Origin of the sequence: Lentzea albida (assembly GCF_900111005.1) — a bacterium.
Lineage (GTDB): Bacteria > Actinomycetota > Actinomycetes > Mycobacteriales > Pseudonocardiaceae > Lentzea > Lentzea albida.
Window position 1 is genome coordinate 366,768 of the sequence record NZ_FOFV01000002.1, and the last position, 25,424, is coordinate 392,191.

Genomic DNA, 25,424 nt, shown 5'->3' on the forward strand with positions numbered 1-25,424 from the left:
GTCCTTTCGGGAGGGTTGCTTCAGGTGCGCCTCGTCGACTCCGCGCGCAGGCCGTGGCCGTGCCGGAGGAGAGCGCTGGATCTACGTCCGCCAGCTTTCAGAAACTGGTGGGGTGTGCGCTGCGGATCTCGGATGGTCCAGCAGCGGGATCGGAACTCACGTGCGCCGTGCGCACCGCCGGTTCTGAACGGACTGTAGCAGACAACGCCGGACCCGCGCTCGTTATTCCGGACACGACGAGCGCGTCGACCGCCAGCACCCCGTCCGGACCCACCCGCACGGGGTTCAGCTCGATCTCGGCGAGGTCCGGCCTGGCCGCCAGCGTCTGTGAGACCTGCGCGATCACCTCGGCGAGCGCCGCGACGTCGGGTGCGGGAGCGCCGCGCCAGCCCTCCAGGAGCGGGGCCGAGACGAGGCGCCCCAGCATGTCCCGCGCGGTGGCGGGCGTGACGGGCGCGAGTTCGACGACGGTGTCCCTGAACAGCTCCGCGTGGACGCCTCCCGCGCCCACCAGCACCACCGGGCCGAACGAGTCGTCGTGCCGGGCGCCGATGATCAGCTCTACGGTGTGCTCGCGCGTGTCCATCTCTTCGAGGACGTACGTGCCGGGGCCCAGGCGCGCCCGCATCTCCTCGAAGGCGGCCGCTGGGTTCGTGACGTTCGTCCTGACGGCGTCGTGCTCGCTCTTGTGGGCCAGCCAGTCGGCCTTGAGCGCGAACGGGCCCTTCAGGGTGGTCGCCTCGACGTCGGCGGTCGTGGTGACGGCGTGGGCCTGCGGGAAGTCCACGAAGCTCAGGAGTTCGCGGGCGGCCAGGTAGCCGGGGTGGAAGGGGCCGGTCGTCGCGGCCCGCGTCGCCACCTCGGGGGAACTCCCGGACAGGCGGCTCGCGTGGCCCACCGACGCCACCGCGCGTTCGATCGTGTGCTGCACCGGTACGCCGCCCGCACGTAACGCGCGCACCGCGGCGGAGTCGTCGCGCATGCTGTGCACCACGACGGTGACGCCGGATCTTCGTGCCAGCGCGCAGATCTGGCCGGCGACGGCCACCTCCAGCGCCTCCAGGGACGGCGTGTCCTCCCCGTAGCTGCCGAAGTAGCCGGACAGGACGACCGCGTCGACCTCGCCCCCGCGCACGAGGACCTCGACCGCGCGGGCGTAGTTCGCCATGTCCTGCTCCCCCGCCCCGGCGAGGTCGATCGGGTTCCGCTTCGACGCACCGGCGGGCAGACCGTCCACAACGGACAGGGAGGGCACCTGCAATCCGTTCGCCACGGCCAGATCCGCCGCGATGGCGCCTTGACCGCCCGAGTCGGAGACGACGCCGACCCTGCGCCCGCGCGGCACCCCGGAGGTCAGCACGGCCGCGAGGTCGACCAGCGACGCGGGCGTCGGCACGCGGAGGGCTCCCGCCTTCCGGCAGGCCGCGTCCACGACGTCCAAAGAGGACGTCAGCGCGCCCGTGTGCGTGCGGGCGGCCTCCTGGGCGGCGACGGACGAGCCGACGGTGAGGAGCACCACGGGTTTGCCGGCCTCGCGCAGTTCCGACATGGCCGCCACTATCCCGGGCCCGAAGCTCTCCAGGTACACGCCCACGACGGTGGTCAGGTCGTGGGAGACGAGTTCCAGCAACGCTTCCGCCGCCGTCACGTCCGCCTGGTTGCCCACCGAGACGAACCGCGAGACGCCGATGCCCGACGACGCCGCGAGCCCGGCGATCTCCAGGCCGACCTGGCCGCTCTGCGACACGACGCCGAGCGATCCCGCCTGGAACCGGCCCCACGCGAGGTGCAGCGACGTCGCCGCGTCGAACACGCCCAGGCAGTTCGGTCCGAGCAGCCGTGCGCCCGCCTCGCGGATCCGGCGGATGACCCGGTCGTCGATCCCGGCGGTGATGCCGACGAACCCGCGCACGCCGACGGCCAGCGCCTCGTCCACCACGGCCGGCACGTGCGCGGCGGGCACGGCGAGGACCACCAGCTCGGGAGCTTCGTCCAGTTCGGACAGTGAACGCACGGTGGGTCGTCCCAGCACGGCACCCCCGCCGCGGTTCACGAGGTGCACGGCACGGCGTTCGTGGCCGGTGAGGGCGCCGCGGGCGAGCCAGTGGCCCCACTTGGCCGGGTCGTCACTGGCACCCACCACGGCGACGGAGGCGGGATCGGAGAAGATCATCGCGCACCCAGGCCTCTGGCGATGACGAGGCGCTGGATGTCCGAGGTGCCTTCCTCGATCTCCTCGAGCTTCGCGTCGCGCATCCACCGCTCGACGGGGTAGTCGCGCGAATACCCGTAGCCGCCCAACGTCTGCACGGCCGCGTGCGTGCACCACATGGCGTTCTCCGACCCGACGAGCTTGGCCATCGCCGACTCCTGCGCCACGGCGTGTCCCTCGTCGTACAACGTGGCCGCGCGCACGGTCAGCAGGTGCGAGGTGTCGACGCGGGTGGCCATGTCCGCGAGCCGGAACGCCACCGCCTGGTGCCGGTGGATCGGCACCCCGAACTGCTCGCGCTGCGCCGCGTAGGCGGAGGCGAAGTCCAGTGCGGCGCGGGCGAGTCCGGTCGTGGCCGCACCGATGAGGATCCGCGAGGCGTCGAACGTCCGCATCAGCCCGGCGAACCCCTGCCCCTCCTCGCCGAGCCGGTTGTCCACGGGCACGCGCACGTCGTCGAGGAACACCTCGGCGTTGACGATCGCCCGCTGCCCCATCTTGCGGAACGGCGGCCCGACGCGGAGCCCCGGCGTGTCCCGCGGCACGACGAAAGCCGTGACACCGCGCGACCTCGACGCCGGGTCCACCGTCGCGAAGATCACGAAGACCTCGGCGTACGGGGCGTTGGAGATCCAGGTCTTCTGTCCGTTGAGGACGTACTCGTCGCCGTCGCGTCGTGCGGACGTCCGGATGCTCGCCGCGTCCGACCCGCTGCCGGGCTCCGTCACGGCGACGGCGGTGAGCGGCGGCCGGTCCTTCGTGAGCGGCCGGAGGAACCGGTCCCGCTGCTCGGGCGTGCCGAGGTGCTTGACCGGGGAGCTGAAGAAGCCGTTGGACGTGATCAGGTTGCCGATGCCGATGTCGCCGTGGCACAGCTCCTGCTGGATCAGCACCTGCGTCAGCAGGTCGGCGCCGCCGCCACCGACCTCCGCGGGGAGCATGAACGAGGTCAGCCCGAGCGCGGACGCCTTGTCCCACAGGTCGAGCGGCGACTCGACGTCCGCCTCGTCCACGGCACGTGCCCGCGGGCGGATCTCCTCGGCGGCGAACCTCCCGGCCAGCTCGACGAGCTGGTGCTGTTCCGCCGTGAGCCGCAGGCCGTCGCGGACGGTCCGCCCCATCGTGCACCCCTAGATTGACTGACGAGTCAGTTATTCACGGTCCAGGAGGCAGCCTAGCTCCGCCAGGAGACGAAGAAAGAGCGCGAACGGGTGACAAATGCGCTGGTGACCGGGGGTGCGTGCGATGGGTGGCGGCAGGCCCACGCGGAGTTGTCCAGCGATCGCCGAACGGTGGGTTGACACGTCCATTCGGCCCCCGGCGGAGGTGGCGGGGTGCACGCTGCGACATGATCGCGGCATGGCGGATCGGCTCTCCCGGTACCGCGACGGGCAACGAGACCTGGTGTGGCACGAACTGGCTCAGCTCGGCGACGTCCGGGAGTCGGGACGCACCCGAGGTGGCAGGCCTAGGCCTCCGCCGATCCGCTCGTGGTCGAGGTGGAGGGATCTCGCTTTCCCGGCTCTCGCCGCGCACCCGCTTCGAGCAGGAGCGGCGGATGTGGCAGGAGGACGGCACCGGGCCCTTCGTGCTCCCGTTCGTCTCTCCTGCCTCAACTGGGCCTTCCAGAACGGCGGCTTCCCGATGGCGGGCGACGAGGACGGCGCACAGGACGTCACGGGCCGCCTCGCCCAGGACCTGCTCCCTCTCTAGGACCAGCTCATCGCACACACGCTGGACTCGACGGAGTCGCTGAACACCGCGCCGGGGAACACCTGCCCGTAGGAGCGGCGGAACTCCTGACGGCTCAACACGTGCGCGTCCGCCGCCAGGCTCTGCCACCGCGAGTGCCGCTTCAACCGCACGGCCGCCAGCGCGTCACCGACGGACCCGCGGGACACACCGGCCCGGACCGCGCCGCGAACGGTGCGCCCGAACCGGTAGACGCGGTAGGCCACCGGGTTGGCGGCCCACGACGGCGTGTGGCGGACGACGTCGATGATCACGGCCTGCCCGCCGGGACGGACAAGCCGGCGCACGTGCGCCAGGTACGCCGCCGGGTCGGAACCGAGGTGGTGCAGGGTGTTGACGCTCAGCACGAGGTCGAAGACGCCGATCCGTTCCGGCGTCGCGTCCCACAGGTCGCCGACGTCGAACTTCACCGACGGGAACCGCGGCCGGGCCAGCTCGACCATGCGCGCGGAGGCGTCGACGCCGGCCACCTCGGAGTACCGGTCGGTCAGCAGGTCCAGGAAACGGCCCGAGCCGCAGCCCAGGTCCACCGCCCGGCCTCCGGACGCGGGCAGCACGCTCGAGATCCAGCGGCGGAAGGGGTCCTGGGTGAGGGACGCGAACCTGTCGTACAGGTCGGCGATCGGGTCGAACGTCGCGTCGGGCATGCGGCGCACCTTCGTGATCACGGGAGCGGGAACGTGATCATGGTGGTGACCGTTCCGGAACCTCGCTGTTCCAGAAAACGCGATCCACCCGGGAGGGTGACCGCTACCGCAGTGCCGCGCGCACGATCTCCATGGCCTCCTGCGACGAGAGGCCCAGTTCCGCGGACATCGCCGCGTACTGGGCCGCCGCCGCCCGCACCCGCTCGCGGTTGCTGTCGCCGTTCGCGCTGACCACGGTGCCGGCCCGGCCCCTGGTCTCGACCAGGCCGGCCTCCTCGAGCTCGCGGTAGGCGCGTGCCACGGTGTTCACGGCCAGGCCCAGGTCCTTCGCCAGGGCGCGCACCGTGGGCAGCTTCGCTCCCACCGGCAGTTCCCGGTTCGAGATGGCGTGCGCGTAGTGCACGCGCACCTGCTCGTACGGAGGAGTCTCCCCCTGGTGGTCGATCTTCACTGCGCCCGTCCTCCCCGACTTGTAGCTACTTCTGTATTGACCAACGGGAGAACGGGGCGGAGGTTGCGGTCGATTCAGCGCAGATTGTTCTTCTCGGCACCCATCTGCACGTAGAGCCTGCGCCAGCCCTGGTCGGCCTCGGTGGCGGCTTTGCCGTCGCAGTAGGGCTTCGCGCCGTTCGAGGTGTAGTAGCGCAGGATCGACAACGAGACGACGGTGTCCCAGTTGCCCTCGTCGAAGTACGCCTCCCCCGGTGTCTGCTCCTGGTGCTTCATGCAGGAGATGTCGCCCTGGCGTTCGTCGTCGAACTGGGCGGTGGGCGTGCCTTCGGTGGTGCTGCACGCGGCCAGCGCGAGGGCGGTGGCGGCCAGCACGATGAGCTTCTTCATGATCCTTCTCCTTGGTCAACCGGCCAGCGCGCGCGTGGCCAGCCCGATTCCGACTGCCATCACCAGTGCCGCGGTGCCGAGCGGCGTGAGGTCCGTGAGCCTGCGGAAACGGGCCAGGCGCGGCCCGAACCGGTCCCGCAGCGAGACGAGCAGCAGGCCCGCGGCGGTCAGCGTCGCCGCCATGCCGAGGCCGTAGGCGAGCACCAGCACCACGCCGAACCAGGTGCGGCCGAGCGCGATGGCGCCCAGCAGCACGACGAGAGCGGAGGGGGACGGCACCAGGCCGCCCGCCACCCCCATTCCGACGAGCCCCGCCCGGCGGTGCCCATGACCATGTCCGTGGCCGTGTCCATGACCGTGCCCATGACCATGTCCGTGGTCGTGCCGCTTGCGACCACGTGCCGGCACCGCCGAGCGGAGCAGCACTCCTCCGATCACCGCGACCAGCAGGCCGCTCGCGATGCCGAGCCAGCGCAACACCGACTCGCCCGCGATCGCGCTGGACGCGCTGAGCAGCAGCCCCAGCACCAGTACCCCCGCCGTGTGGGTGATGGTGACCGTGGCTCCCACGAGGAATGCGTCGCGGCGGGTTCCTCGCGAACCCGCCAGGTAGGCGGCCATCACGGTCTTGCCGTGGCCGGGCAGCGCCGCGTGCGACGCCCCCAGCACCAGAGACAGCAGGACCGCACCGATTCCGACCACCGGGGTGAGATCACCCACCAGTCCGACGGCCGCCTTCGTGGCTTCACCTACAACTCCGGGCGCGGTCACGGCGGACCCCTCACCCGGTTGTGCCAGGAACCGCACCGCCCGGACGTCCAGCGGGGACGACAGCAGGTCGTCCGGGTAGGTGCGCAGTTCGTTGCTCACCGAGTCCGACGGCGCTCCCGACACCGCCATGTCGACACCGATGACGGTGATCTCGCGCCAGCCGGGCTTGTTCTCGAGGTACGAGTCGCTGAACGTCACCTCGACCTCGCCACGTGCCGGCAGCGGAGCCGTGTACTCGCACGTCAGGCGCATCGTGGGCAGGCCTGCCTCCCCCGGCGGGCGCACGACGTCCGCGTCGAGCACCTCGAACCGGAGCCGTTGCTCGTCGGCCATCGCGTCCAGCGACTTCGCGCGTTCCGCACAGCGCTTGCGGGCGTCGACGAACTCCCTGTCCTGCAGTGTGGGGATCTCCGCACTGTCCACGACGGACCGCAGCTCGATCCGGTCGGGGAACACCTTCAGCCCGTCGTAGTGGTTCACGCTCAGGTTGCTCAGCGGGTGGGCCTGCGCCACCCCGCCCGTCAACAGCATCCCGAACAGCACCAGCAGGAACACCCTCATCGCAGACTCCCCAGGATCGCCTCGCGGTGCCGCAGGACCTCGGGATCGCGCCAGCCCAGGGCGACGGCCCTGTCCGAGTACGGCAGCGCCTCCGCCGAACGCTTGTTGACGTGCAGGGCCCAGGCGAGGGCGTCCGCCGTGAAGACGCTCTGCCGCTTCGCCCACTCCTTCTCCGCGAACCGCAACGCCTCGGCGGGATCACCGTGGTCCGCCGCGATCAACGCCGCGGTGAGGTCGTCGCCTCCCAGCGCGCGCAGCTGCTGCAACGCCAGGTCGTACTGCGCCCGCGCCTCGACGGACCTGCCCGCCTTGTCGAGCGCTTTGCCGTACTTGACGAGGTGTTCCGGCGACGGCGCTTTCGACACCAGCTCGCGGTAGGTCTCCGGTGGACGGTCGCGCCCGGCCAGCTCGTCCAGGTGCAGCCGGCAGAACTCGGCCTGGTCGGGTGTCGTCGCGGACTCCAGTGCCCGCTCCATCGCCCCGCGCGCCTCGTCCAGACGGCCGTGCAGCTCGAAGTGGTAGGCGGCCCGGGTGAACGAGGCCACGCCCGGCCGCAGGTCCAGCATGCGTTGCAGTGCAACGGATGCACCAGCGTCGTCACCGAGCTGCGTCAGCGCGTCGACGAGCACGCCCTGGGCCGCGGCGGAGTCCGGCAGGACCGCCACCGCGCGCTGTCCCCAGTCGCGGGCGGCGGCGAACTCGTGCCGGGCGTTCGCCAGTGCTCCGCGGCCGACGAACGCCTCACCGTTGCCTTCCGGCTTGAGCCGCAACGACTCGGTGAGCGCCTTCTCGGCGCGGGGGTGGTGCTGGGGGTCGAACGTGACGCGGGCGAGCTCGACGTGCGTGGCCCCGAGCTGGGCCCACGCGGCGGCGTCCTGAGGGGTTCGGCGGAGCTTGGCCTGCAACGCCTCGGCGTTGCGCTGCAGGGAGGAGGTCTGCGTGGCGGCGGGTGTCGCCGCCTGCGGGGGAGCGCAGGCGGCGACGGCCAGAAGGGCAGCCAGCAGCGGAAGTGGTTTCCACATGTGAGGGCACCCTCGTCTAGCGGGAGTTGACCGCCTGGTTGCTCGGCAGTCCGACGTACGGGAAGCGGTCACCGAAGCGAACGTCGTTGCCGTTCACGCGGTCACCCTTGGCGAGCGCCGGCACGAGCTTGCCGGTCAACGCCGCTCCGACCACGGCCTGGATCTCGATGTCCACGACGTCGTCGGTGAGCCTGCGCCCGTTCGGGAACCCCTGGAGGTCGCCGCCGAGCACGCCGAGCCGGTTCGGGTTGCGGGTCACCGGCGTGGACATGTTGAGCCGCAACATCTCCGACGGCTGGAACCGCTTCGGGTCCACGTCGGCGTTGTTCAGCTGCGAGTTGAGATCGGTCTTGATCGGGCCGCCGGCCTTCGTGGTGATGCCGGTCAGGAAGATCTCGACCAGGTCGGCGCGGGGCGTCTTCGGCGCGGGGATGCCGTAGATCGTCTGGATCAGCCGTGCCAGTTCCGGGTCGTTGACCCGGTCCAGCAGCGCCTGGACCTTCGCGTCGTTCACGGGTTCGAGGCCGTTGAACGCGTCCTTGAGCGGCGCGGACGACACCACCTCGTTGACCAGCGGGTTGCCGAGCCTCGACACCTGCACGAAATTGCCCTGCGGGGTCGCCTTGCCGGGGTCGAGCTTCAGCGTGCGGCGCTCGGTGTCGCTCCAGACGCCGATCACCGGGTTGCGCTTCGGGTCGCCCTTCAGCGCGAGCATCGTCTTGGGCACCTGGATGGCGATGGTGTTGACGTTGTAGCCCATCAGGGTGTCCTGGTTGACCTCCTTCAGGTTCCCGCCGTAGAGGAGGTCGAACACCCGCAGGTCCAGGAAGAACGAGTCCTCGGACGGTCCCACGTAGACCTGGCCGCCACCGGGGATCTTCGCCGTCGCCTGGTCCCTGATCGCGCCGAAGTTCGGGAACGACGCGGGGCCGGTGTTCGACGGAGCCGCGCGGCCGCCCTTGACGAGCTGGGTGGTCTTGCCCGGTTCGACGAGTTCGAGCGTGTAGTTCTGGCGGAACAACAGGTTGTCGTCGTTGATCGACGTGACCGGCCCGTTGTTGTAGAGGAAGGTGTTCGCCTTGCCCCGCCGGTCGTCCGTGGTGAACGTGAAGCGGAACGTCTTGTCCGGCACGGCGTCGCCGTCGGAGTCGACGTTGAGGTCGTACCGCGCGTCCGTCGCCCACGGGTAGTAATTGGGGCCACCGTTGGGTTCCTGCACCCCGAACCAGTTCGCGACGAGCGTCACTGTGTCCGGCTTGTCAGGGCTCGTGAAGGCGTACACGTCGGTGTTGTCGACCGACGGGTCCGCGGCGATCAGCGGTGCCTCGCGGTGGCTGGAGGCCTGTGCCGCCGGTATCGCCGCCGCCACCGCGACCACGGCCGCGGCGATCGCACCCCGGCGTAATCGCTGTTTGTTGCTACTTGGCATCGTCCTGCTCCCTTCCCACGGCGGGGATTCGAAGCAGGACGCCAGGCGGTTCGAACTGAATTTTCTTGTTATTCCGCGGCTTTCGGCGCGACGACCGTGCCACGGGCGCGCGTTACGACAATCGGCTCAGGCAGTACGCCCGCCGCCGAAGGACCGCGTTCGGGCGCCGAACGGCACACCACCCGCGCCTCGAACTCGATCTCCCGCGACCGCTTTCCGATGCGCACCAGCGTCGCCGTCGCCTCGACGACGTCACCGGCCTGGATCGGCGCCGCGAACTCGACCGAGCTGTAGCCCGCGAACAACCCCTCGTCGGCGTCCGTGTGGATCAGCAGCTCGGTCGCCACGTCCCCGAACATGCCGAGCCCGTAGGCCCCGTCCACCAGGTTGCCGCCGTAATGCGCGTGCGAATGCGGCACGTAACGGCGGTGAGTCACCGAGAAACCTTCGACCAAAGCCCCGCTCACGCGGCGACCCCTCTCTTTGCCTGCATCGCGTGCACCAGGTAGCTCGCGACCTCGCCCGGCGTGGTACCCCGGGAGAACACCCGGTCAACCCCCAGCTCACCCGCCATCAGCGGGTCGAACCGCGGGCCGCCGGCGACCAGCAGCGGACGCCTGTCCCCCATCGCCTCGCGGAACGCCGCGGACATCTCCTGCGTGTTCAGGATGTGCGCGTCCCGCTGGGTGACGACCTGGGAGATCAGCACGGCGTCGGCCTTCTCGGTGCGGGCGCTGCGGACGAGCTCGGGAACGCTCACCTGCGCGCCGAGGTTCACGACCTTCAGCTCGCGGTAGTACTCGAGGCCCTTCTCGCCCGCGAAGCCCTTGATGTTGAGAATCGCGTCGATGCCGACGGTGTGCGCGTCCGTGCCGATGCATCCGCCGACGACAACGAGCTTGCGCCGCAAAACCTTTTTCACCGCACTGTTCACTTCGGACGGTGACAGCAGCGGGTACTCGCGTTCGACGACCTTGACCTCGTCGAGGTCCACGAGGTGCTTCACCGAGCCGTAGACGACGAAGAACGTGAAGTCGTCGCCGATCGGGTTCGAGTGGACCACCATCGCGGGGTCCATGCCCATCTTGTTCGCGAGCTGCAGCGCCGCGCCGTCCGCCTTGGGGCCGAAGGGGATCGGCAGCGTGAAGGACGTCTGGATCATGCCGTCGCCCGTGGTGTCGCCGTACGGCCGCACGTACTTCTTCGTGTCGCTCACCGCGCGGCCTCCAGCATCTCGCTCGCGGGGTTGAAGTACGTCTCGGCCTTCTCGACGACGCCGTCCGCGCCCTTGCCCTTGTCCGCCGGGCGCTTCATCAGGCCGAACGTGCCGTCGGCGATGGCATTGAGCAGGCCGTCGTCGACGATGCGCTCCAACAGGTCGACGGCCTCGCCGAGCACCTGGTGCGCGCGCTTGACGATGAGGCCGTCCGGCGCGGGGCGGAAGTCCTCGGCCAGGCTGCCCGCCGCGTTGAGCACATACCGGACGTTCTTCAGGGCCAGGTCCCGGTCCGAGAGGAACGGCGTCACGACCGCCTCGGTCATCATGCCGACGAGCAGGATGGACTGTCCTGTCAGGACACCCGCGAGGTTGAAGAACCCGTCCAGCAGGTAGCCGTCGAAGACGTCGCCGGTCATGTGCTTGGTCGGCGGCATCCACTTGAGCGGCGCGTCCGGGAAGAGTTCCCGCGCCAGCAGGGCGTGCGCCAGTTCGAGGCGGAAGGAGTCGGGCACCTTCGGGTTGATCTCGAAGGCGTGACCGAGGCCCAGCAGGTGGTCGGGCAGTCCCGCCTCGTGGGCGAAGTGCTCGTTCAGGAGCTGGGAGACGGTGACGGTGTGCGCGGCGTCGACGGCGTCCGCGGTGGTGAGGTAGTTGTCCTCGCCGGTGTTGATGATGATGCCCGCGCGGGCGTGGACCTGGCGGGAGAAGCGCTGGTCGACGAACGTGCGGATCGGGTTGATGTCGCGGAACAGGATCCCGTACATCGAGTCGTTCAGCATCATGTCGAGGCGCTGGAGCCCGGCCAGGACGGCGATCTCGGGCATGCACAGGCCGGACGCGTAGTTGGTCAGCCGCACGTACCGGCCGACCTCCTTCGACACGTCGTCGAGGGCCGCGCGCATGATCCGGAAGTTCTCCTGCGTGGCATAGGTGCCCGCGAACCCGTGGTGCGTGGCACCTTCCGGCACGTAGTCGAGCAGCGACTGCCCGGTCGAGCGGATGACCGCGATGATGTCGGCACCGGCACGGGCCGCGTTCTGGGCCTGGACGACGTCCTCGTCGATGTCACCGGTCGCGACGATCAGGTAGATCCACGGGCGCTGCGCCGGGTCGCCCCACTTGGCGACGAGCTTGTCGCGCTGGGCCCGGTTGCGGTCGACCGTCTTCAGTCCCTTCGCGACAGCGGACGTGGAGGCTTTCCGGGCCGCCGTCAGGTCCTTGCCGGTCGGGATCGTGAACTGGACCTGTCCCGCGGCCGTGGCCTCGGCGAGTTCGGTGAGCGTGCCGAGGTCGTGCTGCTTCAACGCGTGGAACGCGGGCAGCACCACGCCGTGCTCGAGTCCGCACTGCTCGCGGACCGTGTCGATCACGCGGTTGACCCACGGGACGTCACCGGCGCGGTGCGTCGAGTCCGCGCCGGTGATGCCCGCGAGGCGGAGGGTGGCGCGCTCGACGGCGACGGTGGTGTGCGCCTTCGCGAGGGACACCACCGGTTCGGCCGCCCGCGCCGCGAGCCTGCGCGCGGTGGCGACCACCTTCGGATCGAGGTCGAGCAACGCCACGTGTCACTTCCTTTCGTAGATAGTCCGGCCGTTCAGCACGGTCCGCACGCAGACGGGCGCGGGACCGGTGAGGTCGGGCAGTCCGGGCACGCCCGAACGCGGGTCGGTCGACCAGCGCTGCACGCGGGCGTCACTTCCGGCGACGACCAGGTCACCGGTCTCCCACACCGCGTACGTCGCGGGCGCGCCGGGCTGCAACGTGCCGGTCAGGCCGTCGTCCACGCCCGCCGCGCGCCAGCCGCCACGCGTGTGGGCGGTGAAGGCGGCACGGGGCGAAACGCCGTGGCCGTCGGTCTTGTGGTGCACGGCGGCCTTGACGGCGGCCCACGGGTCGATGGCGGTCACCGGGGTGTCCGACCCGAACGCGAGCACCACGCCGGCGGCGGCGAGACGGGAAAAGGGGTTCAGCCCCACTCCGCGCTCGGCCCCGAGCCGCTGCGCGTACATGCCGTCCGGACCGCCCCACTCGGCGTCGAACAGCGGCTGCACGGAGGCGATGACGCCCCACCCGGCCAGTTTCTCGGCCTGCTCCTTCGTCACCATCTCGACGTGTTCGAGGCGGTGGCGGGCCGAGGCCAGTTCGGGCGTGCCGAGCGCCTTCTCCGCGATCGCGAAGCCCTCGACGACGGCGGCCATGCCCGCGTCGCCGATGACGTGGAACCCGGCCTGCACGCCGAGTTCGGTGCACTTGACCAGGTGGTCGGCGATCTGGCGGGCGTCCAGGTAGAGCGCTCCGGACGTGTCGGCGTCGGCGTAGGGCTCGGTCAGGGCCGCGGTGCGGGAGCCGATCGCGCCGTCGACGAAGTGGTCGCCCGCGAGGCCGCGCACCGGGACGTCCGGCAGTTCGTGGGCGCCCCAGTAGGCCATGACCTCGGGGCCCTCGGTGTGCGCGAGCAGCTCACGCAGGTCGTCCTCGCCGGAGATGTCCGGGCCCGCGCACTCGTGCACGGACGCGATGCCCTGTGACGCCGCGTGGCGCAGGAACGCCAGTTGGGCCGCTTGACGCTGTTCGGAGGTGATGGCGGCTTTCGCCGTGCCGCGCACGTGGTGGTGTGCGGCACGCGAGAGAGGGCCGTCCTCCGAGTAGCCGTCGGCGGTACGGGCCTCGTCGGTGACCAGGTCGGAGGAGACCAGGGCCGAGTGCACGTCGATGCGCGAGAGGTAGACCGTCTTGCCCCCGGCGGCCTCGTCGATCTCGGCGCGCGTCGGCGGGCGGTTCTCCTGCCAGCGCGTCTCGTCCCACCCGTGACCCCACACGAGGGGCCCCTCGGCGTCGCGGACCTGCTGCAGCAGCTCGTCCGCGGAGGACGTGCGGGTCAGGTCGAGGCCGGTCAGGAGCAGACCGGCGGACGTGGCGTGCACGTGCGCGTCGACGAACGCGGGCGCGACGAAGGCGCCGTCCAGCTCGATGACCTCGGCGTCGGGGTGCAGCGCGCGTCCGACCGAGTCCTGCCCGATCCACACGACGACACCGTCCGTGACGGCCATCGCCGTCGCATCCGGTGCGTAGATGCGGCCGCCGACCAAAAGTTGCGTACTCACGTCACGCAGTCTGCCGTTGCTCGAACAGCGCCCGCACACCCGGCTGACTGCGGACCAGGTCCAACGCGAACCGGGCGTGACCGGGCACATAGCCGTTGCCGACGATCATCTCCACGTCGGCCGCGAGACCCTCCGCTCCCAGAGCGGCGGCGCTGAACGAGGTGGCCATCGAGAAGAAGATCACCGTGCCACCGTCCGCGGTCGCGAGGATGGCGCCGTGCTCGCATCCGGGCACGTCCACGCACACGACCGTGACGTCGACCTGCTTGCCCACGGCCTCCGCCACAGCGACCGGATTGCGTGCGTCCGCGATCACGACCTCGTCGGCGAGGCCGGATTCACGGACCTGCGCGGCCTCACGTTCCGTCGGCACCAACGCGACGAGGCGCGACGCTCCGGCCTGACGCGCGGCCGCGAGAGAAAGCGACCCGGACTTGCCTCCACCGCCGAGCACCAGCACCGACCCACCAGGGTGCTTGCGCACCACACGGTCGGTCAGCGCCGGTGCACCGCACACGTCGAGCACGGACAGCGCCAGCTCGTTCGGCATGTCGTCCGGCAGCACGGCCGCGATGGACCGCCCGAACAGCACGGCGGTCCCGCGGCACGGCACCTGCTCGTCCTCGCCGTCCCAGTCCTGCAGGCCGTCGTTGATCTTCAGCGGCGTCAGCGTGAGGCTGACCAGCGTCGCGATCCGGTCGCCCGCCTTCAGCCCGAGCGGCGACTCCGGCCCGACCTCGAGGACGGTGCCGAGCAGCATGCCGCCCGATCCGGTGACGGGGTTCTGCATCTTGCCGCGCTCGGCGACGATGTCGAGCACGGCCTGCCGGACCGCGGCGCCGCTGCCGTGCTGCTCCCTGAGCTGCCGGAACGACGCCGCGTCGAGGTTGAGCCGCTCGACCGCGACGACCACCTCGTCCGCGGCGGGCACGGGTTCCGCGTCGAGCCGCCACGCCTGCTGCGGCAGGACGCCGGCGGGGTCGAGGACACGGTGCAGTCCGTACGCGCTCACGCGAAAATCCTTCGGTCGACGACGCTGTCTCGAAGATATCTTCACGTGAAGCGTAAAGACTGCGCAAGTATCACTCGACGTTCAGGCGGAACCAGTGGCAGTCGTAGGGCGCCAGGTCGACCTTGGCCCCGGTCTTCGCCGGCTTCACGTCCTCGCCGGTGAGCACGTTCGTGAGCACCCCCTCGGCCGGAACGCGCACGGTCACGTCCTGGTCGGCGAAGTTGTGCACGACGATCACGGCGCCGCCGTCGCAGTCGGCGCGGTGGGCGAAGACGGACGGATCGCCGACGTCGAGCACCTGCACCTCGCCCCACGCCAGCTCGGGACACTCGCGGTAGCACTCGACCAGCTGCCGCATCCACGTCAACAGCGAGTCCGGGTCGTGGCGCTGCTCCCCCGCCGCCTCCCAGTCCATCGGCACCCGGACCGCGAGCCTGCCTTCCAGCGACAGGTCCTCCTCCAGGCCGATCTCCTCGCCGTAGAAGAGCACCGGCGTGCCCGGCAGGGTGAACAGGAGGCTGTAGACCATGCGGATGCGGCGCTGGTCGCCGTCGAGCATGCCGGGCAGGCGCCGGCGCAGGCCGCGTCCGTAGAGCTGCATGTCCGGGTCGGGGCCGAACGCGTCGAAGACCTCCTGGCGTTCGTCGGGCGGCAGCTTGTCCAGGGTCAGCTCGTCGTGGTTGCGGACGAACGTGGCCCAGTGGCCGTCTCGCGGCGGTTTCGGACGTTCCTGCAGGGCCTTGACCAGCGGACCGGTCGACTTCCGCGCCAGGGCCAGGTACATCGCCTGCATGCCGACGAAGTCGAAGCACATCGTGAGCTCGTCGCCGACGCCCTGGCCGTAGAAGGGCATCGTGTCCTTGTACGGCAGGTTCACCTCGCCGAGCAGCACGCCCTCGCCGTTGCGGCGGTTGAGGAACGCCCTCAGGTCCGTGAGGTAGTCGTGCGGGTCGGGCAGCTTGATGGCGTCCTTGGGGTCGTTGTGCTCCAGCAGGAACGGGACGGCGTCGACGCGGAACCCGCTCAGCCCCAGTTCCATCCAGAAGCCCATGATCCGGGCGATCTCGTCGCGCACCTCGGGGTTGCTGACGTTGAGGTCGGGCTGGTGCTTGTAGAAGCGGTGCAGGTAGTAGCGGCCGACCTCCTCCGAGTACTCCCAGAGGCTGTCCTCCTTGTCGGGGAAGGTGATCCCCTGCGGCCCGTCCTCCTGCGGCTCGTCGGCCCAGACGTACCAGTCGCGCTTGGCCGGGTCGTGGAACCACGGGTGCTGGTCGGAGGTGTGGTTGACGACGAGGTCGGCGATCACGCGCATGCCTCTGTCCCGTGCGGCGCGCACGAACTCCACGAAGTCACCGAGCGATCCAAGGCGTGGGTCGACGTTGTAGAAGTCGGTGATGTCGTAGCCGTCGTCGCGTTCCGCCGTCGGGTAGAAGGGCATCAACCACACACACGTGACGCCCAAGGCGTGAAGGTGGTCGATGCGTTCCGTGGCACCGCGGAAGCCCTCGTCGCTGAACGTTTCGATGTCGAGGCAGTAGAGGACGGCGTTCTTCCACCAGACGTCGGACGTGCGGATCACGCGCTCACCTCCGGTAACACGTGCTCGCCGAACGCGTCGACGAACGGGGTCAGGTCCTGGCCCACGTGGTGCAGGTAGATCTCCTCGAAGCCGAGCTCCTCGTAGGAGTTGAGCTGCTCGGCGTGCCACTTCAGGTCGGAGGAGACGTTCACGACCTCGGCGACCTGCTCCGGCGTGACGCGTTCGGAGACGACGTCGAAGTGGTCGGTCATCTCCAGGTCCCAGCAGACGGGCGGCTGGAAGACGTTGCTGCGCCACTGCTCGTGCGCCGTGGCGAGGGCTGTGTCCTCGTCGGGGTCCCAGCTCAGGTGCACCTGGAGGTGGAGCTTGCCCCGGCCGCCGGCGTCCCGGTAGGCGCTCGCGACCTCCTTCAGCCGCTCGGGCGACGCGTTGACGGTGATCAACCCGTCCGCCCACTCGGCGCACCACCGGGCCGTCGCGGGGCTCACCGCGGCGCCGATCAGCAGCGGCACCTCGTCCGGCAGCGTCCACAGCTTCGCGCGGTCGACCGTGACCAGGCCGTCGTGGCTGACCTCCTCACCGCGCAGGAGCGCGCGGATGACGTCGACGCACTCGCGCAGCCGTCGCGTGCGGACGTCCTTGCGGGGCCAGCCGTCGCCGGTGATGTGCTCGTTGCTCGCCTCACCGGTGCCGAGCGCCGCCCAGAACCGGCCGGGGTACATCGCGGCGAGCGTGCCGATCGCCTGGGCCGTGATCGCCGGGTGGTAGCGCTGGCCGGGGGCCGTGACCACGCCGAACGGCAGGTTCGTTGCCTGCAGCGCCGCGCCGAGCCAGGACCAGGCGAACCCGGACTGGCCCTGGCGCGCGCTCCACGGCGAGAAGTGGTCGGAGCTCATGGCGGCGCCGAACCCGGCCTCCTCGGCGCGGCGCACGGCGGCCAACAGACCGGATGGGTGGATCTGCTCATGTGACGCGTGGATGCCGTAAACGGTCATGCGCTTCGAAGTACCCAAAAGCTTCTTCGAGGAAGCGTTGAACCGATCCGAACCGGGAGCCGTGTGGAGTGCAGGCACCCTCACCGCGGAGGAGGAACGGCGATGTTCAACGAGACCAGGCTCGGCACCGCCACCGTCGTCGAGTTCATCAGGCCCGACGGTTCGGCCGAGCCGATGGACGTCGACCTCCAGTACCGATCAGACGATCCGCATGCCGTGACCCTGCGTTTTCACACGCGCGACCAGGAGTCGACCTGGCTCGTCGGGCGCGCGTTGCTCTCGGAGGGCCTGCTCTCCCCCACCGGGCTCGGCGACGTGCGGCTGCGTCCGGCGGACGGCGACGTCCTGGTGCTGGAACTGCTGACCGAGGACTCGCACGCGGTGTTCCACCTGTCGGCGGAGGAGCTGCGCCGGTTCCTGAAGTCGACCTATGCCGCCGTGCCCGCGGGCCAGGAGGTCCTCGACTTCGACCTGCTGCTGAAGGACCTGCTCGGTTAGAGCGTGTGTCCCCTACAGGCGCAGGCCGAGCACCAGCTTGTCCGCGGAGTCGATCACGCGGAACCCGAGGTGCTCCCAGAAGCCGATCGCGTGTGTGTTGTGGTGCCGCACGTGCACATGGACGCCCTTCTCGAGGCGTTCGAGCACGGTGCGCACCAGCGTGCCGCCGAACCCCTGCCCCTTCGCGCGCGGCAGCAGGTTCGCGTGCAGGTGGGCCGGGTAGTCCTTGATCAGCATCGAGTCGACGCGGGCCGGTGCGTGGATCTGCCGCACGATCCGGTTCGGCTCCGGCGTCAACGGGTAGCGGACGCGCAGGTCAGGCCACCAGTCGCGGTCGCAGCGGTCCTCGAAGGCCTCCGTGTCGGCCGTCGCGAGCGCATAACCGCAGACGCCCTCGTCGTCCTCCGCCACGAACACCAGATCGGGCTCGAACGCCACGTACGGGCCGACGTAGGCGTGACCCATCAGGCGCGGGTCCTCGAACAGGTGACGCGCGCCCCGGCCACCGTCGCCGGTGTCGAGGCAGATGTCGTAGAGCGCGTCCAGGTCGCCGGGCTGGTACGCGCGGATCACCGGATCTCGCGCCGCTCCGTGATGACGACCGGGTCGGTCTCGACGTCGACGATCTCGCCCTCGACGACCTGACCGGCGCCGAAGCGGCGTTCGTGCTCGAACTTGAGCGCCGCCGCCTCCGCCTTGCGGGCGATCCGCCTGCTGACCAACCTCCGCGTGGGCGGGAAGAGCAGGAACAACGCGACGACGTCGCTGATGAAGCCCGGCACCATGATCAGCGCACCGGCCGTCGCGATCAGCACGCCGTCGGCCATCTCCTGGTGCGGTTCCTGGCGCCGGAACACCGACTCGCGGAACGCCGCCATCGTCTGCGCGCCCTGGCGGCGCACCAGCGACAACCCGACGAGGGTGCTGAGCAGGAGCAGGGCGATCACCCAGAGCCCGCCGATGGCGTTGCCGACGGCGACGAGGACCGCGATCTCGGCGAAGAAGCCGATCAGCAGCAGCGCGAAGAGGGGCATACCTGCTCAACGCACCACGCCGCCAGTTTGCTCCCCACCGCCCCGCGACCAGGCGTTGAGCTGAAATATTTACGGCAGCCTAGCGGTATGACAGGATATCTTCACGCGACCTCGACGCTGAGGAGTACGGATGACCGCGCTGCACGACGCCCCCACGGCGCTGGAGCGGCTGGACCGCCAGCCGTACACGTACGTCCGCCGTGAGCTGGTCGAACCCGACTGGCGACGCTTCCCCGGCTGGTCGCACGTGACCGAAGCGCAGTGGCGCGACGCCCAGTGGCAACGCGTGAACTGCGTCAAGAACGTGAAGCAGCTCCGCAAGGTCGCGGGCGACCTGCTCACCGACAGGTTCTACGACGACCTCGCCGCGGACATGGACGCCTTCGCGACGATGTCGATGCTGATCCCGCCGCAGATGTTCAACACGATGGCGGTCGACGCACCCCTGACCCCCGACGCCTTCACCGAGGCGTTCCTGAACGACCCGGTCCGCCGCTACATGCTCCCGGTCGCCTCGGACCGCGACGCCCGGTGGCCGTCCCACCCGCACTCGCAGCGCGACTCGTTGCACGAGGCGGAGATGTGGGTGGTGGAGGGCCTCACCCACCGCTACCCCACCAAGGTCCTCGCCGAGATGGTGTCGACCTGCCCGCAGTACTGCGGCCACTGCACCCGCATGGACCTGGTCGGCAACTCCACGCCGCTGATCGACAAGCACAAGCTCTCGCTCAAGCCGGTCGACCGCCAGGACCAGATGATCGAGTACCTGAAGAAGACCCCGGGCGTCCGCGACGTGGTGGTCTCCGGCGGCGACGTGGCGAACGTGCCGTGGCCGCAACTCGAGTCGTTCCTCATGCGCGTCCTGGACATCGACACGGTCCGAGACGTCCGCCTGGCGACGAAGGCCCTGGCCGGCCTGCCCCAGCACTGGCTCCAGCCCCGAGTCGTCGAGGGCCTGGAGCGAGTGGCCCGCACGGCCTCACGCCGCGGCGTGAACCTCGCCATCCACACGCACGTGAACCACGCCCAGTCCGTGACGCCCCTAGTCGCCGAGGCCGCCCGCACCGCGCTCGAGGTGGGTGTGCGGGACGTCCGCAACCAGGGCGTGCTGATGAAGGGCGTCAACGCGACGCCGGACGACCTGCTGGACCTTTGCTTTGCACTGCAAGGGGAAGCGAACATCCTGCCGTACTACTTCTACATGTGCGACATGATCCCCAACGCCGAGCACTGGCGGGTGTCGGTGTGGGAGGCGCAGGAGTTGCAGCACGCGATCATGGGCTACCTGCCGGGGTATGCGACGCCTCGGATCGTGTGCGACGTGCCGTACGTCGGGAAGCGGTGGGTGCACCAGCTCGAGGACTACGACCGCGAGCTCGGGATTTCGTACTGGACCAAGAACTACCGGACCGGGATCGAGCTGGAGGACCCGGAGGCGTTGAACCGGCGCTACCCGTACTACGACCCGATCTCCACCCTCGGCGAGACCGGCCAGAAGTGGTGGGCCGACCAGGCCTGACAGGTGACGACGGGGCCGTTTTCGGACATCTTCCGAAGACGGCCCTTCGGCTTTTTGCCTGGTCGCTCATGTCGGTCCACACCTTCGCGGTCGTTTGCGTCGACCGGTCGCGGGTAGATAGCCGCCATGAGCACAGAGGTCCGAGTCAGGCCCATGGCCGATCACGAGTACGCCGCGGAAGTCCACGAAGGCACGGAGACGACCACACACCACGTCGTGTTGTCCCGCAACTTCCTCGACGACCTCGCACTGCTGGAGGTGGACGGAACCGCTCTGGTCGAGGAGATCCTGCGGTACCTGCTCGACCGGGAGCCGAACACGGCGATCCCGCACGAACTCGATCCCGCCGCACTGACGGACCAGGACGCGGAGTTCCTGCCGGAGCTGCGGCGTCGTCTGGGCGCGGAATGAGCGAAGGATCCTGGCGACGTGGTGGAGCGCTGGTATCGCAACGGGGTCATCTACTCGCTGGACGTGTGCCTGTTCCAGGACTCCGACGGCGACGGAGTCGGTGACCTGCGGGGACTCATGAGCCGCCTGGACTACCTGTGCCGGCTCGGTGTGGACACGGTGTGGCTCAGTCCGTTCCACCCGTCGCCGCGCCGCGACGGCGGCTACGACGTCACCGACCACTACTCCGTCGACGCGAGACTGGGCTCTCTCGGCGACTTCGCCGAGTTGCTCGACCACGCCGACGAACGGGGCGTGCGGGTCATGATGGATCTGGTGGTGAACCACACCAGTGACGAGCACCCGTGGTTCCAGGCCGCGCGTTCCAGACGCGACTCGCCGTTCCGCGACTGGTACGTCTGGTCGGACACCGAGCCCGCGGACCGGCGGGAGGGATCCGTCTTCCCCGGTGTGGAAACGGAAACGTGGACCTACGACGACCAGGCGGAGGCCTGGTACCGGCACCGGTTCTACCGCTTCCAGCCAGACCTGCGCGCGGAGCACCCCGCGGTGCGTGCGGAGATCCGCAAGATCGTCAGCTTCTGGGCCCGGCTCGGGGTGTCCGGGTTCCGGGTGGACGCGGCACCGTTCCTGATCTCGTCGAGTCGCGGTCAGGACTTCGGTCTGCTGCGCGACATCCAGGAAACGGCGTCGTGGCAACGGAGGGACGCGGTCGTGCTCGCCGAGGCCAACGTCGAGGACCACGAGGTGCTGGAGTACTTCGGGCACAGCGACAACCGGGCGAGCCGGGCGCTCATGCTGTTCAGTTTCCGGCTCAACCAGGCGGTGATGCTGGCACTGGCACGCGGCGACGCCAACCCGATCGCGACCGTGCTGCACGAGCTGCCGGACCTGCCGCAGAACGCGCAATGGGCCACGTTCCTGCGCAACCACGACGAGGTCGATCTCGGCAGGCTGGGACAGGACGAGCGCGACGACGTGTTCGCCGCGTTCGGTCCTGACCCGGACATGCAGTTGTACGGGCGGGGCATCCGCAGGCGGTTGGTGTCGATGCTCGACGGTGACCGCCGCCGGATGGAGCTCGCGTACAGCCTTCAGCTCACCCTGCCCGGCACCCCGGTGCTGCGCTACGGCGACGAGATCGGCATGGGCGAGGACCTGACGCTGCCGGAACGGGAGGCGATCCGCACGCCGATGCAGTGGTCGGACGCGAAGAACGCCGGATTCTCCCGAGCGGACGCACTGATCAGGCCGGTGATCAGCACCGGACCACGCGGCTGTGCCGAGATCAACGTGGCCCGTCAGCGCAGCGACCCGCACAGCCTGCTCACCTGGTTCGAACGCATCCTGCACACCCGCCGCGAGTGCGAGGAGATCGCCACCGGCGAGCATGAGGTGCTCGATATCGGCCCACCCCACGTCCTCGTGCACGTGGCACGCGGACCGCGCGGAGTCGTGCTCTTCGCACACAACCTGAGCCCGGAACCGTGCCAGGTGTCCGTGCCACCGCAGACCGCCGAGGAAGAACCACCGCAGAACGTCGTGGCCGACGGTGTCTACGACAGCGACGTCGACCTGTTGTCCTTGCGGCTCAACGGCTACGGCTTCCGCTGGATCCGCCTGGCGGACATCCCGTGGTCCTGACTACGGGCGGTGGCGCAGGATCGCGCCGACGCCCTGCAGCACCTCGATGTCGTCACCGACGACGACGCTCGCACCTGTCGCAGCCGCCGCCCGCGCCAACGCGTCATCCGCGCGGTTGCGCTCCACAGCGGCCGGATCGCCCACGACCTGCCGAACGCTGACCTCATCGGCACCGACCTGGTCAGGCTGACCACTCGTCCACACCAGCTGATCCGCGAGCACGTCGGTGTTCACCACCAGAGCGTCCACGTTGGCCAGCCGCAGCGCATCCGTCACGTGCGCGAGACCCTCGACCGCCAGCCCGTCCCGGCCGAGCTCAGCCCGGAACCGTTCGACGACCTCGGCATCGTGCTGCTGCTGGCGCTGCGCGACGAGCGCGCGCACGGCGTTGTCGAACTCCTCGTCGTCAGTGCCACCGGCCAGCCCCGCACCTTCGACCTCCACGACCAGATCGTCATCGAGGTCGAGTTCGTGGCGCACCGCACTGCGCGCCTGCACCTCGCCGCCGAGCACGACGAGCTCGGCGCGCACCTCGCGCACGAGCCGCTCGACCTCCTCCGCGACCTGCTTCACGTTGTGCTTGACCGTGTCCTCCACGCGCTGCTGCAGCCGCCTGTGCGCCCACCCACCGCCACCGGTCTTGTGCAGCGGGTGCTGCCTGCCGCGGACGGTGCTCACCAGCTCCGCCCGTCCGTCGAACGAGTGCAGATCGGCACCGGACGAGTCAGCCACCACGACGACGTGCGACACCGGCGGCGGCAGGAAGGACGCGAGCGGCAACAGATCCGGCAACGACGAGAACCTCGTGACGTCGGCGGGAGGCGGTACCGGAAACGTCTGGTCCACCAGCACACGGGTACCCGACGCGATCAGCACGCGCCCGGCCTTGCCGGCCGGTGGATCGGCCGAGGACACGGCCTCGTCAAGCGCGGCGAGCGTCTCCTCCGGCGCACCCTGACCCGCCAGCTGATCGCGAAGTCCCCGCCACCGCAGTTCAGCGACCTTGGCCGCGTCCTCCGTGTCGTGCGACGCGTCGAGGTAGACCGACGCGAACGGGCCGGGCGCCGTGGCTATGTCCTTCAGTTTCGACATGTCCATGCACCGGGTGTTCCCGGTACGTGGACGTCTACACGGTCAGCCGATGACGGCGAGCAGGTCTCGGCAGGAGGCCTCACACGCCCGGCTGGTGTTGGCGTCATGACCGGTGTGCCGCGACAGCGCTCGCGCCGTCGCGGCACAAATGTCCGCGCAGTTCAGATCCGTGCGAATGCACTTGGTCAGTCGGGGCGGCCGACCTGCGTGTTGGACAGGTCGAGGCCGATCGCGAAGTCCGCGCTGTAGCCCGCCCCGGTGCTGGTCGGGTTCAGCACCATCTGGGCACCACCCCTCAGGTAGATGGAGTCCCTGTTGTTGGTGGTGTCCGCGGGGCCTTTGCGCGCGTACGGCTGGGTCCGGAGATATGCCGCGCCGAACGCGGGCGTGAAGTACAGCTGGGACGTGAACTCGTACGGAAGGCCGTTGGTGCCGGTCGTCCGGATCTTGATGTGGATGTGGAGGGTCCTGCCGGTGTACCAGCCGGGCAGGATGGTGATGAACTGGGCCTTCCCGTCCGAATTGGTGTTCTGGTAACCGCGCAGGAAACGGCGGCCGGAACTTCCCTGTGACGGGATGTCCGAATAAAGCCCGAACGCGTCGCACTGCCAGATGTCCACCACGGCGTTGGGCAGGGGGCTGCACTGTCCCGGGCGGACCGACTGGACGGTGAAGTTGAGCGTCAGCGCCGTTCCGGGCGACGGCTGACCGGTGGCCGGGTCGGTCCGGATGTCGGACCGGTTGAGCATCCTGTCGACGAAGTAGGGACCTTCCATCTGTTCCGGCTTGACCACGCAGTTCAGCGCCGGTCCGCAGACCTCGGCTCCGCCGGCGGTCTGGGTGGCGCCGGCCACGGGAGATCCCGCGACCGTGAGCGTCGCACCTGCGGCGCCGAGCAGGATCAGCGCCTGCCGCCGGCCGAGTACACGGCCTACCGGCTCATCGTCGTCGTGCATGGGGTGTTCCTTTCGGGCATGCCGTTCGCTGTGCGTGGTGGGAACGGAATGCATGTGGTGAGTGGCTGCAGGGAACCGCGCACCATGGAACTGTCCAAGAACACAAGAATCGCTGTCGAGAAGATTCACCCGTCTGCGGCCATCACGAATCACCGTTCGTGGAACTGATAGGCCGATTACCGGAACCCTTTGTCATTGCGCATGGGGCAATTCACGTGGTCCGGGCCGTTCCCATTTTTTGTCTTCATCACGCTGTTGCTCCCGACGGCGGCACTCAGCCGGGTCGTTCGCCAGGAGGAACGCCCGCAACCCCGCGAGGTCGTCGGTGTTGATGTGGTCAACGCCGGCCGCGAGCAACTCGCGCCACACCGCGGTCCGCGCCTCACCCGCCACGTCCGGGGTGGCCCAGAACCGCACCCGGTAGCCGGCGGCGTGTGCCTGCGACACGATGCGGTGGAGCTTCTCCCGCTCGGCGACCGGCATGGCGCCGACTCCCTGCCACGTGAAGTTGTTCGTCCAGTTGTCGCTGACGAGCGGCATGAACGTGGCGGGGACACCGCTGCCGAGATCGCTCAGCCGCCCGTCGTACCCGGCCCGCCGGATCCGCTGGGCGAGCATGTCCTCACGCGGCCGGTTCCCGCTGATGACCACCTCGACCGCGCCACGTCGTTCACGGCCGTCGACCCACTGGGTGAGCATGGGACGGAACTCGCGCAGCGCCTCGTCCACCGCCTTGTAGGTCGCCGGACCGTCGCTCTTGATGTCGACGAGCAGTTGGAAGGAACCGCGCCAGTGCGGGTAGACGCGACCCTGGTTCGCCCGCACGATCTGAGCGAGCGGCTGGAGGTACAGGCTGCGCAGCGTGCGGCCCGGCCGCGCGTCCGCCAGGTCGTGCGCCACGCGGAGTTCGCCGTCCACCAGCCACACGTCGGCCTCCACCGACGTGAACCCGCGGTCGCGGGCGTCGGCCAGCGGGCGGTCGTGCTCGTAGTCGTTGTGCGCGTGGGCGCGTTCGAGCGGCTGCACCCGGCCCGGCGCGGCAGCGGCACCCGGCTGCGGGCTCGCCACGACGGTCACGAGCAGTGCCAGCAGAACGGACAACGTCGATCGCTTCATCGGATCCCCTTCTTCGTGCCCCCACGCCGGCGCGAGCGGTGGGCACGCCA

26 protein-coding genes are annotated in these 25,424 nt (G+C 69.7%); 5 read left to right on the top strand and 21 right to left on the bottom strand.

Annotated elements, in window-relative coordinates; all coding sequences use genetic code 11:
- Window positions 1-97 precede the first annotated feature (97 nt).
- A complete protein-coding gene (locus tag BMY74_RS07125) occupies window positions 98-2,173 on the bottom strand; it encodes an acetate--CoA ligase family protein (RefSeq protein WP_089911457.1) in 2,076 nt (691 codons plus the stop codon).
- Window positions 2,170-3,333 carry an acyl-CoA dehydrogenase family protein gene (locus tag BMY74_RS07130; RefSeq protein ID WP_089911459.1) on the bottom strand — a complete coding sequence of 388 codons (1,164 nt, stop codon included), beginning with the start codon at window positions 3,331-3,333 and terminating at the stop codon, window positions 2,170-2,172. Before BMY74_RS07130 ends, BMY74_RS07125 begins: the two co-directional genes overlap by 4 nt.
- 238 nt (window positions 3,334-3,571) lie before the next feature.
- On the opposite strand from BMY74_RS07130, the gene BMY74_RS44070 reads away from it, so the two are divergent.
- Complete coding sequence (locus BMY74_RS44070) at window positions 3,572-3,925, top strand: hypothetical protein (protein WP_143091469.1); 354 nt, start codon at window positions 3,572-3,574, stop codon at window positions 3,923-3,925.
- Here the strand turns inward: BMY74_RS44070 and BMY74_RS07135 are convergent.
- The 13 genes from BMY74_RS07135 to BMY74_RS07195 all read right to left on the bottom strand — a co-directional run bounded on the left by BMY74_RS07135 (window position 3,922) and on the right by BMY74_RS07195 (window position 17,104).
- The gene (locus BMY74_RS07135) at window positions 3,922-4,611 is read right to left on the bottom strand and encodes a class I SAM-dependent methyltransferase (RefSeq protein ID WP_143091470.1); all 690 of its coding nucleotides are present in this window, start codon (window positions 4,609-4,611) and stop codon (window positions 3,922-3,924) included. The two genes, BMY74_RS44070 and BMY74_RS07135, sit on opposite strands and share 4 nt — an antisense overlap.
- A 103-nt stretch (window positions 4,612-4,714) precedes the next feature.
- Window positions 4,715-5,062, bottom strand: coding sequence for a GntR family transcriptional regulator (locus BMY74_RS07140; RefSeq protein ID WP_089911465.1), 348 nt, complete (start codon window positions 5,060-5,062; stop codon window positions 4,715-4,717).
- A gap of 74 nt (window positions 5,063-5,136) precedes the next feature.
- The gene (locus BMY74_RS07145) at window positions 5,137-5,451 is read right to left on the bottom strand and encodes a hypothetical protein (protein WP_089911468.1); all 315 of its coding nucleotides are present in this window, start codon (window positions 5,449-5,451) and stop codon (window positions 5,137-5,139) included.
- Between the two features lie 15 nt (window positions 5,452-5,466).
- A complete protein-coding gene (locus BMY74_RS07150; protein WP_245785953.1) occupies window positions 5,467-6,783 on the bottom strand; it encodes a nickel/cobalt transporter in 1,317 nt (438 codons plus the stop codon).
- Complete coding sequence (locus tag BMY74_RS07155) at window positions 6,780-7,805, bottom strand: tetratricopeptide repeat protein (protein ID WP_089911473.1); 1,026 nt, start codon at window positions 7,803-7,805, stop codon at window positions 6,780-6,782. Before BMY74_RS07155 ends, BMY74_RS07150 begins: the two co-directional genes overlap by 4 nt.
- A 16-nt stretch (window positions 7,806-7,821) precedes the next feature.
- Window positions 7,822-9,234, bottom strand: coding sequence for a DUF4331 domain-containing protein (locus tag BMY74_RS07160; RefSeq protein ID WP_089911478.1), 1,413 nt, complete (start codon window positions 9,232-9,234; stop codon window positions 7,822-7,824).
- A 68-nt stretch (window positions 9,235-9,302) separates the two neighbouring features.
- Complete coding sequence (gene kal, locus BMY74_RS07165) at window positions 9,303-9,671, bottom strand: 3-aminobutyryl-CoA ammonia lyase (protein WP_245785954.1); 369 nt, start codon at window positions 9,669-9,671, stop codon at window positions 9,303-9,305.
- Window positions 9,672-9,697: 26 nt separating this feature from the next.
- Complete coding sequence (kamE, locus tag BMY74_RS07170; protein WP_089911485.1) at window positions 9,698-10,450, bottom strand: lysine 5,6-aminomutase subunit beta; 753 nt, start codon at window positions 10,448-10,450, stop codon at window positions 9,698-9,700.
- A complete protein-coding gene (gene kamD / locus BMY74_RS07175; RefSeq protein ID WP_089911489.1) occupies window positions 10,447-12,015 on the bottom strand; it encodes a lysine 5,6-aminomutase subunit alpha in 1,569 nt (522 codons plus the stop codon). The genes kamE and kamD overlap by 4 nt, the downstream gene beginning before the upstream one ends.
- 3 nt (window positions 12,016-12,018) lie before the next feature.
- Window positions 12,019-13,566: an amidohydrolase gene (locus BMY74_RS07180; protein WP_218159567.1), complete on the bottom strand. Its 1,548-nt coding sequence runs from the start codon at window positions 13,564-13,566 to the stop codon at window positions 12,019-12,021.
- Window positions 13,559-14,569, bottom strand: coding sequence for an L-erythro-3,5-diaminohexanoate dehydrogenase (kdd, locus tag BMY74_RS07185; protein ID WP_089911495.1), 1,011 nt, complete (start codon window positions 14,567-14,569; stop codon window positions 13,559-13,561). The genes BMY74_RS07180 and kdd overlap by 8 nt, the downstream gene beginning before the upstream one ends.
- Window positions 14,570-14,639: 70 nt before the next feature.
- Window positions 14,640-16,148 (bottom strand): alpha-amylase family protein, encoded by a 1,509-nt coding sequence (locus BMY74_RS07190; RefSeq protein WP_089911498.1) that lies wholly within the window; start codon window positions 16,146-16,148, stop codon window positions 14,640-14,642.
- On the bottom strand, window positions 16,145-17,104 hold the full coding sequence (locus BMY74_RS07195) for a TIGR03885 family FMN-dependent LLM class oxidoreductase (RefSeq protein ID WP_089911501.1): 960 nt from the start codon (window positions 17,102-17,104) through the stop codon (window positions 16,145-16,147). The genes BMY74_RS07190 and BMY74_RS07195 overlap by 4 nt, the downstream gene beginning before the upstream one ends.
- 102 nt (window positions 17,105-17,206) lie before the next feature.
- Here BMY74_RS07195 and BMY74_RS07200 point away from each other — a divergent pair, with 102 nt between their 5' ends.
- A complete protein-coding gene (locus BMY74_RS07200; RefSeq protein WP_089911504.1) occupies window positions 17,207-17,602 on the top strand; it encodes an SsgA family sporulation/cell division regulator in 396 nt (131 codons plus the stop codon).
- A gap of 12 nt (window positions 17,603-17,614) precedes the next feature.
- On the opposite strand, the gene BMY74_RS07205 is transcribed toward BMY74_RS07200, so the two are convergent.
- Window positions 17,615-18,175: a GNAT family N-acetyltransferase gene (locus BMY74_RS07205; protein ID WP_089911507.1), complete on the bottom strand. Its 561-nt coding sequence runs from the start codon at window positions 18,173-18,175 to the stop codon at window positions 17,615-17,617.
- Window positions 18,172-18,636 carry an FxsA family protein gene (locus tag BMY74_RS07210; protein ID WP_089911510.1) on the bottom strand — a complete coding sequence of 155 codons (465 nt, stop codon included), beginning with the start codon at window positions 18,634-18,636 and terminating at the stop codon, window positions 18,172-18,174. Before BMY74_RS07210 ends, BMY74_RS07205 begins: the two co-directional genes overlap by 4 nt.
- Before the next feature lie 130 nt (window positions 18,637-18,766).
- Between BMY74_RS07210 and BMY74_RS07215 the strand changes: the two genes are divergently transcribed.
- The 3 genes from BMY74_RS07215 to BMY74_RS07225 all read left to right on the top strand — a co-directional run bounded on the left by BMY74_RS07215 (window position 18,767) and on the right by BMY74_RS07225 (window position 22,210).
- A complete protein-coding gene (locus BMY74_RS07215) occupies window positions 18,767-20,155 on the top strand; it encodes a KamA family radical SAM protein (protein WP_089911513.1) in 1,389 nt (462 codons plus the stop codon).
- Between the two features lie 126 nt (window positions 20,156-20,281).
- Window positions 20,282-20,566, top strand: a complete 285-nt coding sequence (locus tag BMY74_RS07220) for a hypothetical protein (RefSeq protein ID WP_089911515.1) — start codon at window positions 20,282-20,284, stop codon at window positions 20,564-20,566.
- Between the two features lie 18 nt (window positions 20,567-20,584).
- Complete coding sequence (locus BMY74_RS07225; RefSeq protein WP_089911519.1) at window positions 20,585-22,210, top strand: alpha-amylase family protein; 1,626 nt, start codon at window positions 20,585-20,587, stop codon at window positions 22,208-22,210.
- Here BMY74_RS07225 and BMY74_RS07230 read toward each other — a convergent pair whose 3' ends face one another.
- From BMY74_RS07230 to BMY74_RS07245, 4 genes are all read right to left on the bottom strand, one after another.
- Window positions 22,211-23,302, bottom strand: coding sequence for an Rv2629 family ribosome hibernation factor (locus tag BMY74_RS07230; RefSeq protein WP_143091471.1), 1,092 nt, complete (start codon window positions 23,300-23,302; stop codon window positions 22,211-22,213).
- 42 nt (window positions 23,303-23,344) lie between these two features.
- Entirely contained in the window at window positions 23,345-23,491 is a 147-nt protein-coding gene (locus BMY74_RS47120) for a four-helix bundle copper-binding protein (protein WP_483868008.1), read from the bottom strand.
- Window positions 23,488-24,258 carry a dioxygenase family protein gene (locus BMY74_RS07240; RefSeq protein ID WP_089911527.1) on the bottom strand — a complete coding sequence of 257 codons (771 nt, stop codon included), beginning with the start codon at window positions 24,256-24,258 and terminating at the stop codon, window positions 23,488-23,490. The genes BMY74_RS47120 and BMY74_RS07240 overlap by 4 nt, the downstream gene beginning before the upstream one ends.
- Before the next feature lie 192 nt (window positions 24,259-24,450).
- Window positions 24,451-25,374: a phosphatidylinositol-specific phospholipase C/glycerophosphodiester phosphodiesterase family protein gene (locus BMY74_RS07245; protein ID WP_089911530.1), complete on the bottom strand. Its 924-nt coding sequence runs from the start codon at window positions 25,372-25,374 to the stop codon at window positions 24,451-24,453.
- Window positions 25,375-25,424: the final 50 nt, after the last annotated feature.

Excerpts from the sequence above, each read along its gene's own strand:
- BMY74_RS07230 (WP_143091471.1), bottom strand. The coding sequence starts at position 23,302 with ATGTCGAAACTGAAGGACATAGCCACGGCGCCCGGCCCGTTCGCGTCG.
- BMY74_RS07195 (WP_089911501.1), bottom strand. The coding sequence starts at position 17,104 with ATGACCGTTTACGGCATCCACGCGTCACATGAGCAGATCCACCCATCC.
- BMY74_RS07155 (WP_089911473.1), bottom strand. The coding sequence starts at position 7,805 with ATGTGGAAACCACTTCCGCTGCTGGCTGCCCTTCTGGCCGTCGCCGCC.
- BMY74_RS07135 (WP_143091470.1), bottom strand. The coding sequence starts at position 4,611 with ATGCCCGACGCGACGTTCGACCCGATCGCCGACCTGTACGACAGGTTC.
- BMY74_RS07150 (WP_245785953.1), bottom strand. The coding sequence starts at position 6,783 with ATGAGGGTGTTCCTGCTGGTGCTGTTCGGGATGCTGTTGACGGGCGGG.
- BMY74_RS07200 (WP_089911504.1), top strand. The coding sequence starts at position 17,207 with ATGTTCAACGAGACCAGGCTCGGCACCGCCACCGTCGTCGAGTTCATC.
- BMY74_RS07145 (WP_089911468.1), bottom strand. The coding sequence starts at position 5,451 with ATGAAGAAGCTCATCGTGCTGGCCGCCACCGCCCTCGCGCTGGCCGCG.
- BMY74_RS07215 (WP_089911513.1), top strand. The coding sequence starts at position 18,767 with ATGACCGCGCTGCACGACGCCCCCACGGCGCTGGAGCGGCTGGACCGC.
- BMY74_RS07245 (WP_089911530.1), bottom strand. The coding sequence starts at position 25,374 with ATGAAGCGATCGACGTTGTCCGTTCTGCTGGCACTGCTCGTGACCGTC.
- BMY74_RS07240 (WP_089911527.1), bottom strand. The coding sequence starts at position 24,258 with ATGCACGACGACGATGAGCCGGTAGGCCGTGTACTCGGCCGGCGGCAG.
- BMY74_RS07130 (WP_089911459.1), bottom strand. The coding sequence starts at position 3,333 with ATGGGGCGGACCGTCCGCGACGGCCTGCGGCTCACGGCGGAACAGCAC.
- BMY74_RS44070 (WP_143091469.1), top strand. The coding sequence starts at position 3,572 with ATGGCGGATCGGCTCTCCCGGTACCGCGACGGGCAACGAGACCTGGTG.
- BMY74_RS07210 (WP_089911510.1), bottom strand. The coding sequence starts at position 18,636 with ATGCCCCTCTTCGCGCTGCTGCTGATCGGCTTCTTCGCCGAGATCGCG.
- BMY74_RS07220 (WP_089911515.1), top strand. The coding sequence starts at position 20,282 with ATGAGCACAGAGGTCCGAGTCAGGCCCATGGCCGATCACGAGTACGCC.
- BMY74_RS07160 (WP_089911478.1), bottom strand. The coding sequence starts at position 9,234 with ATGCCAAGTAGCAACAAACAGCGATTACGCCGGGGTGCGATCGCCGCG.
- BMY74_RS07125 (WP_089911457.1), bottom strand. The coding sequence starts at position 2,173 with ATGATCTTCTCCGATCCCGCCTCCGTCGCCGTGGTGGGTGCCAGTGAC.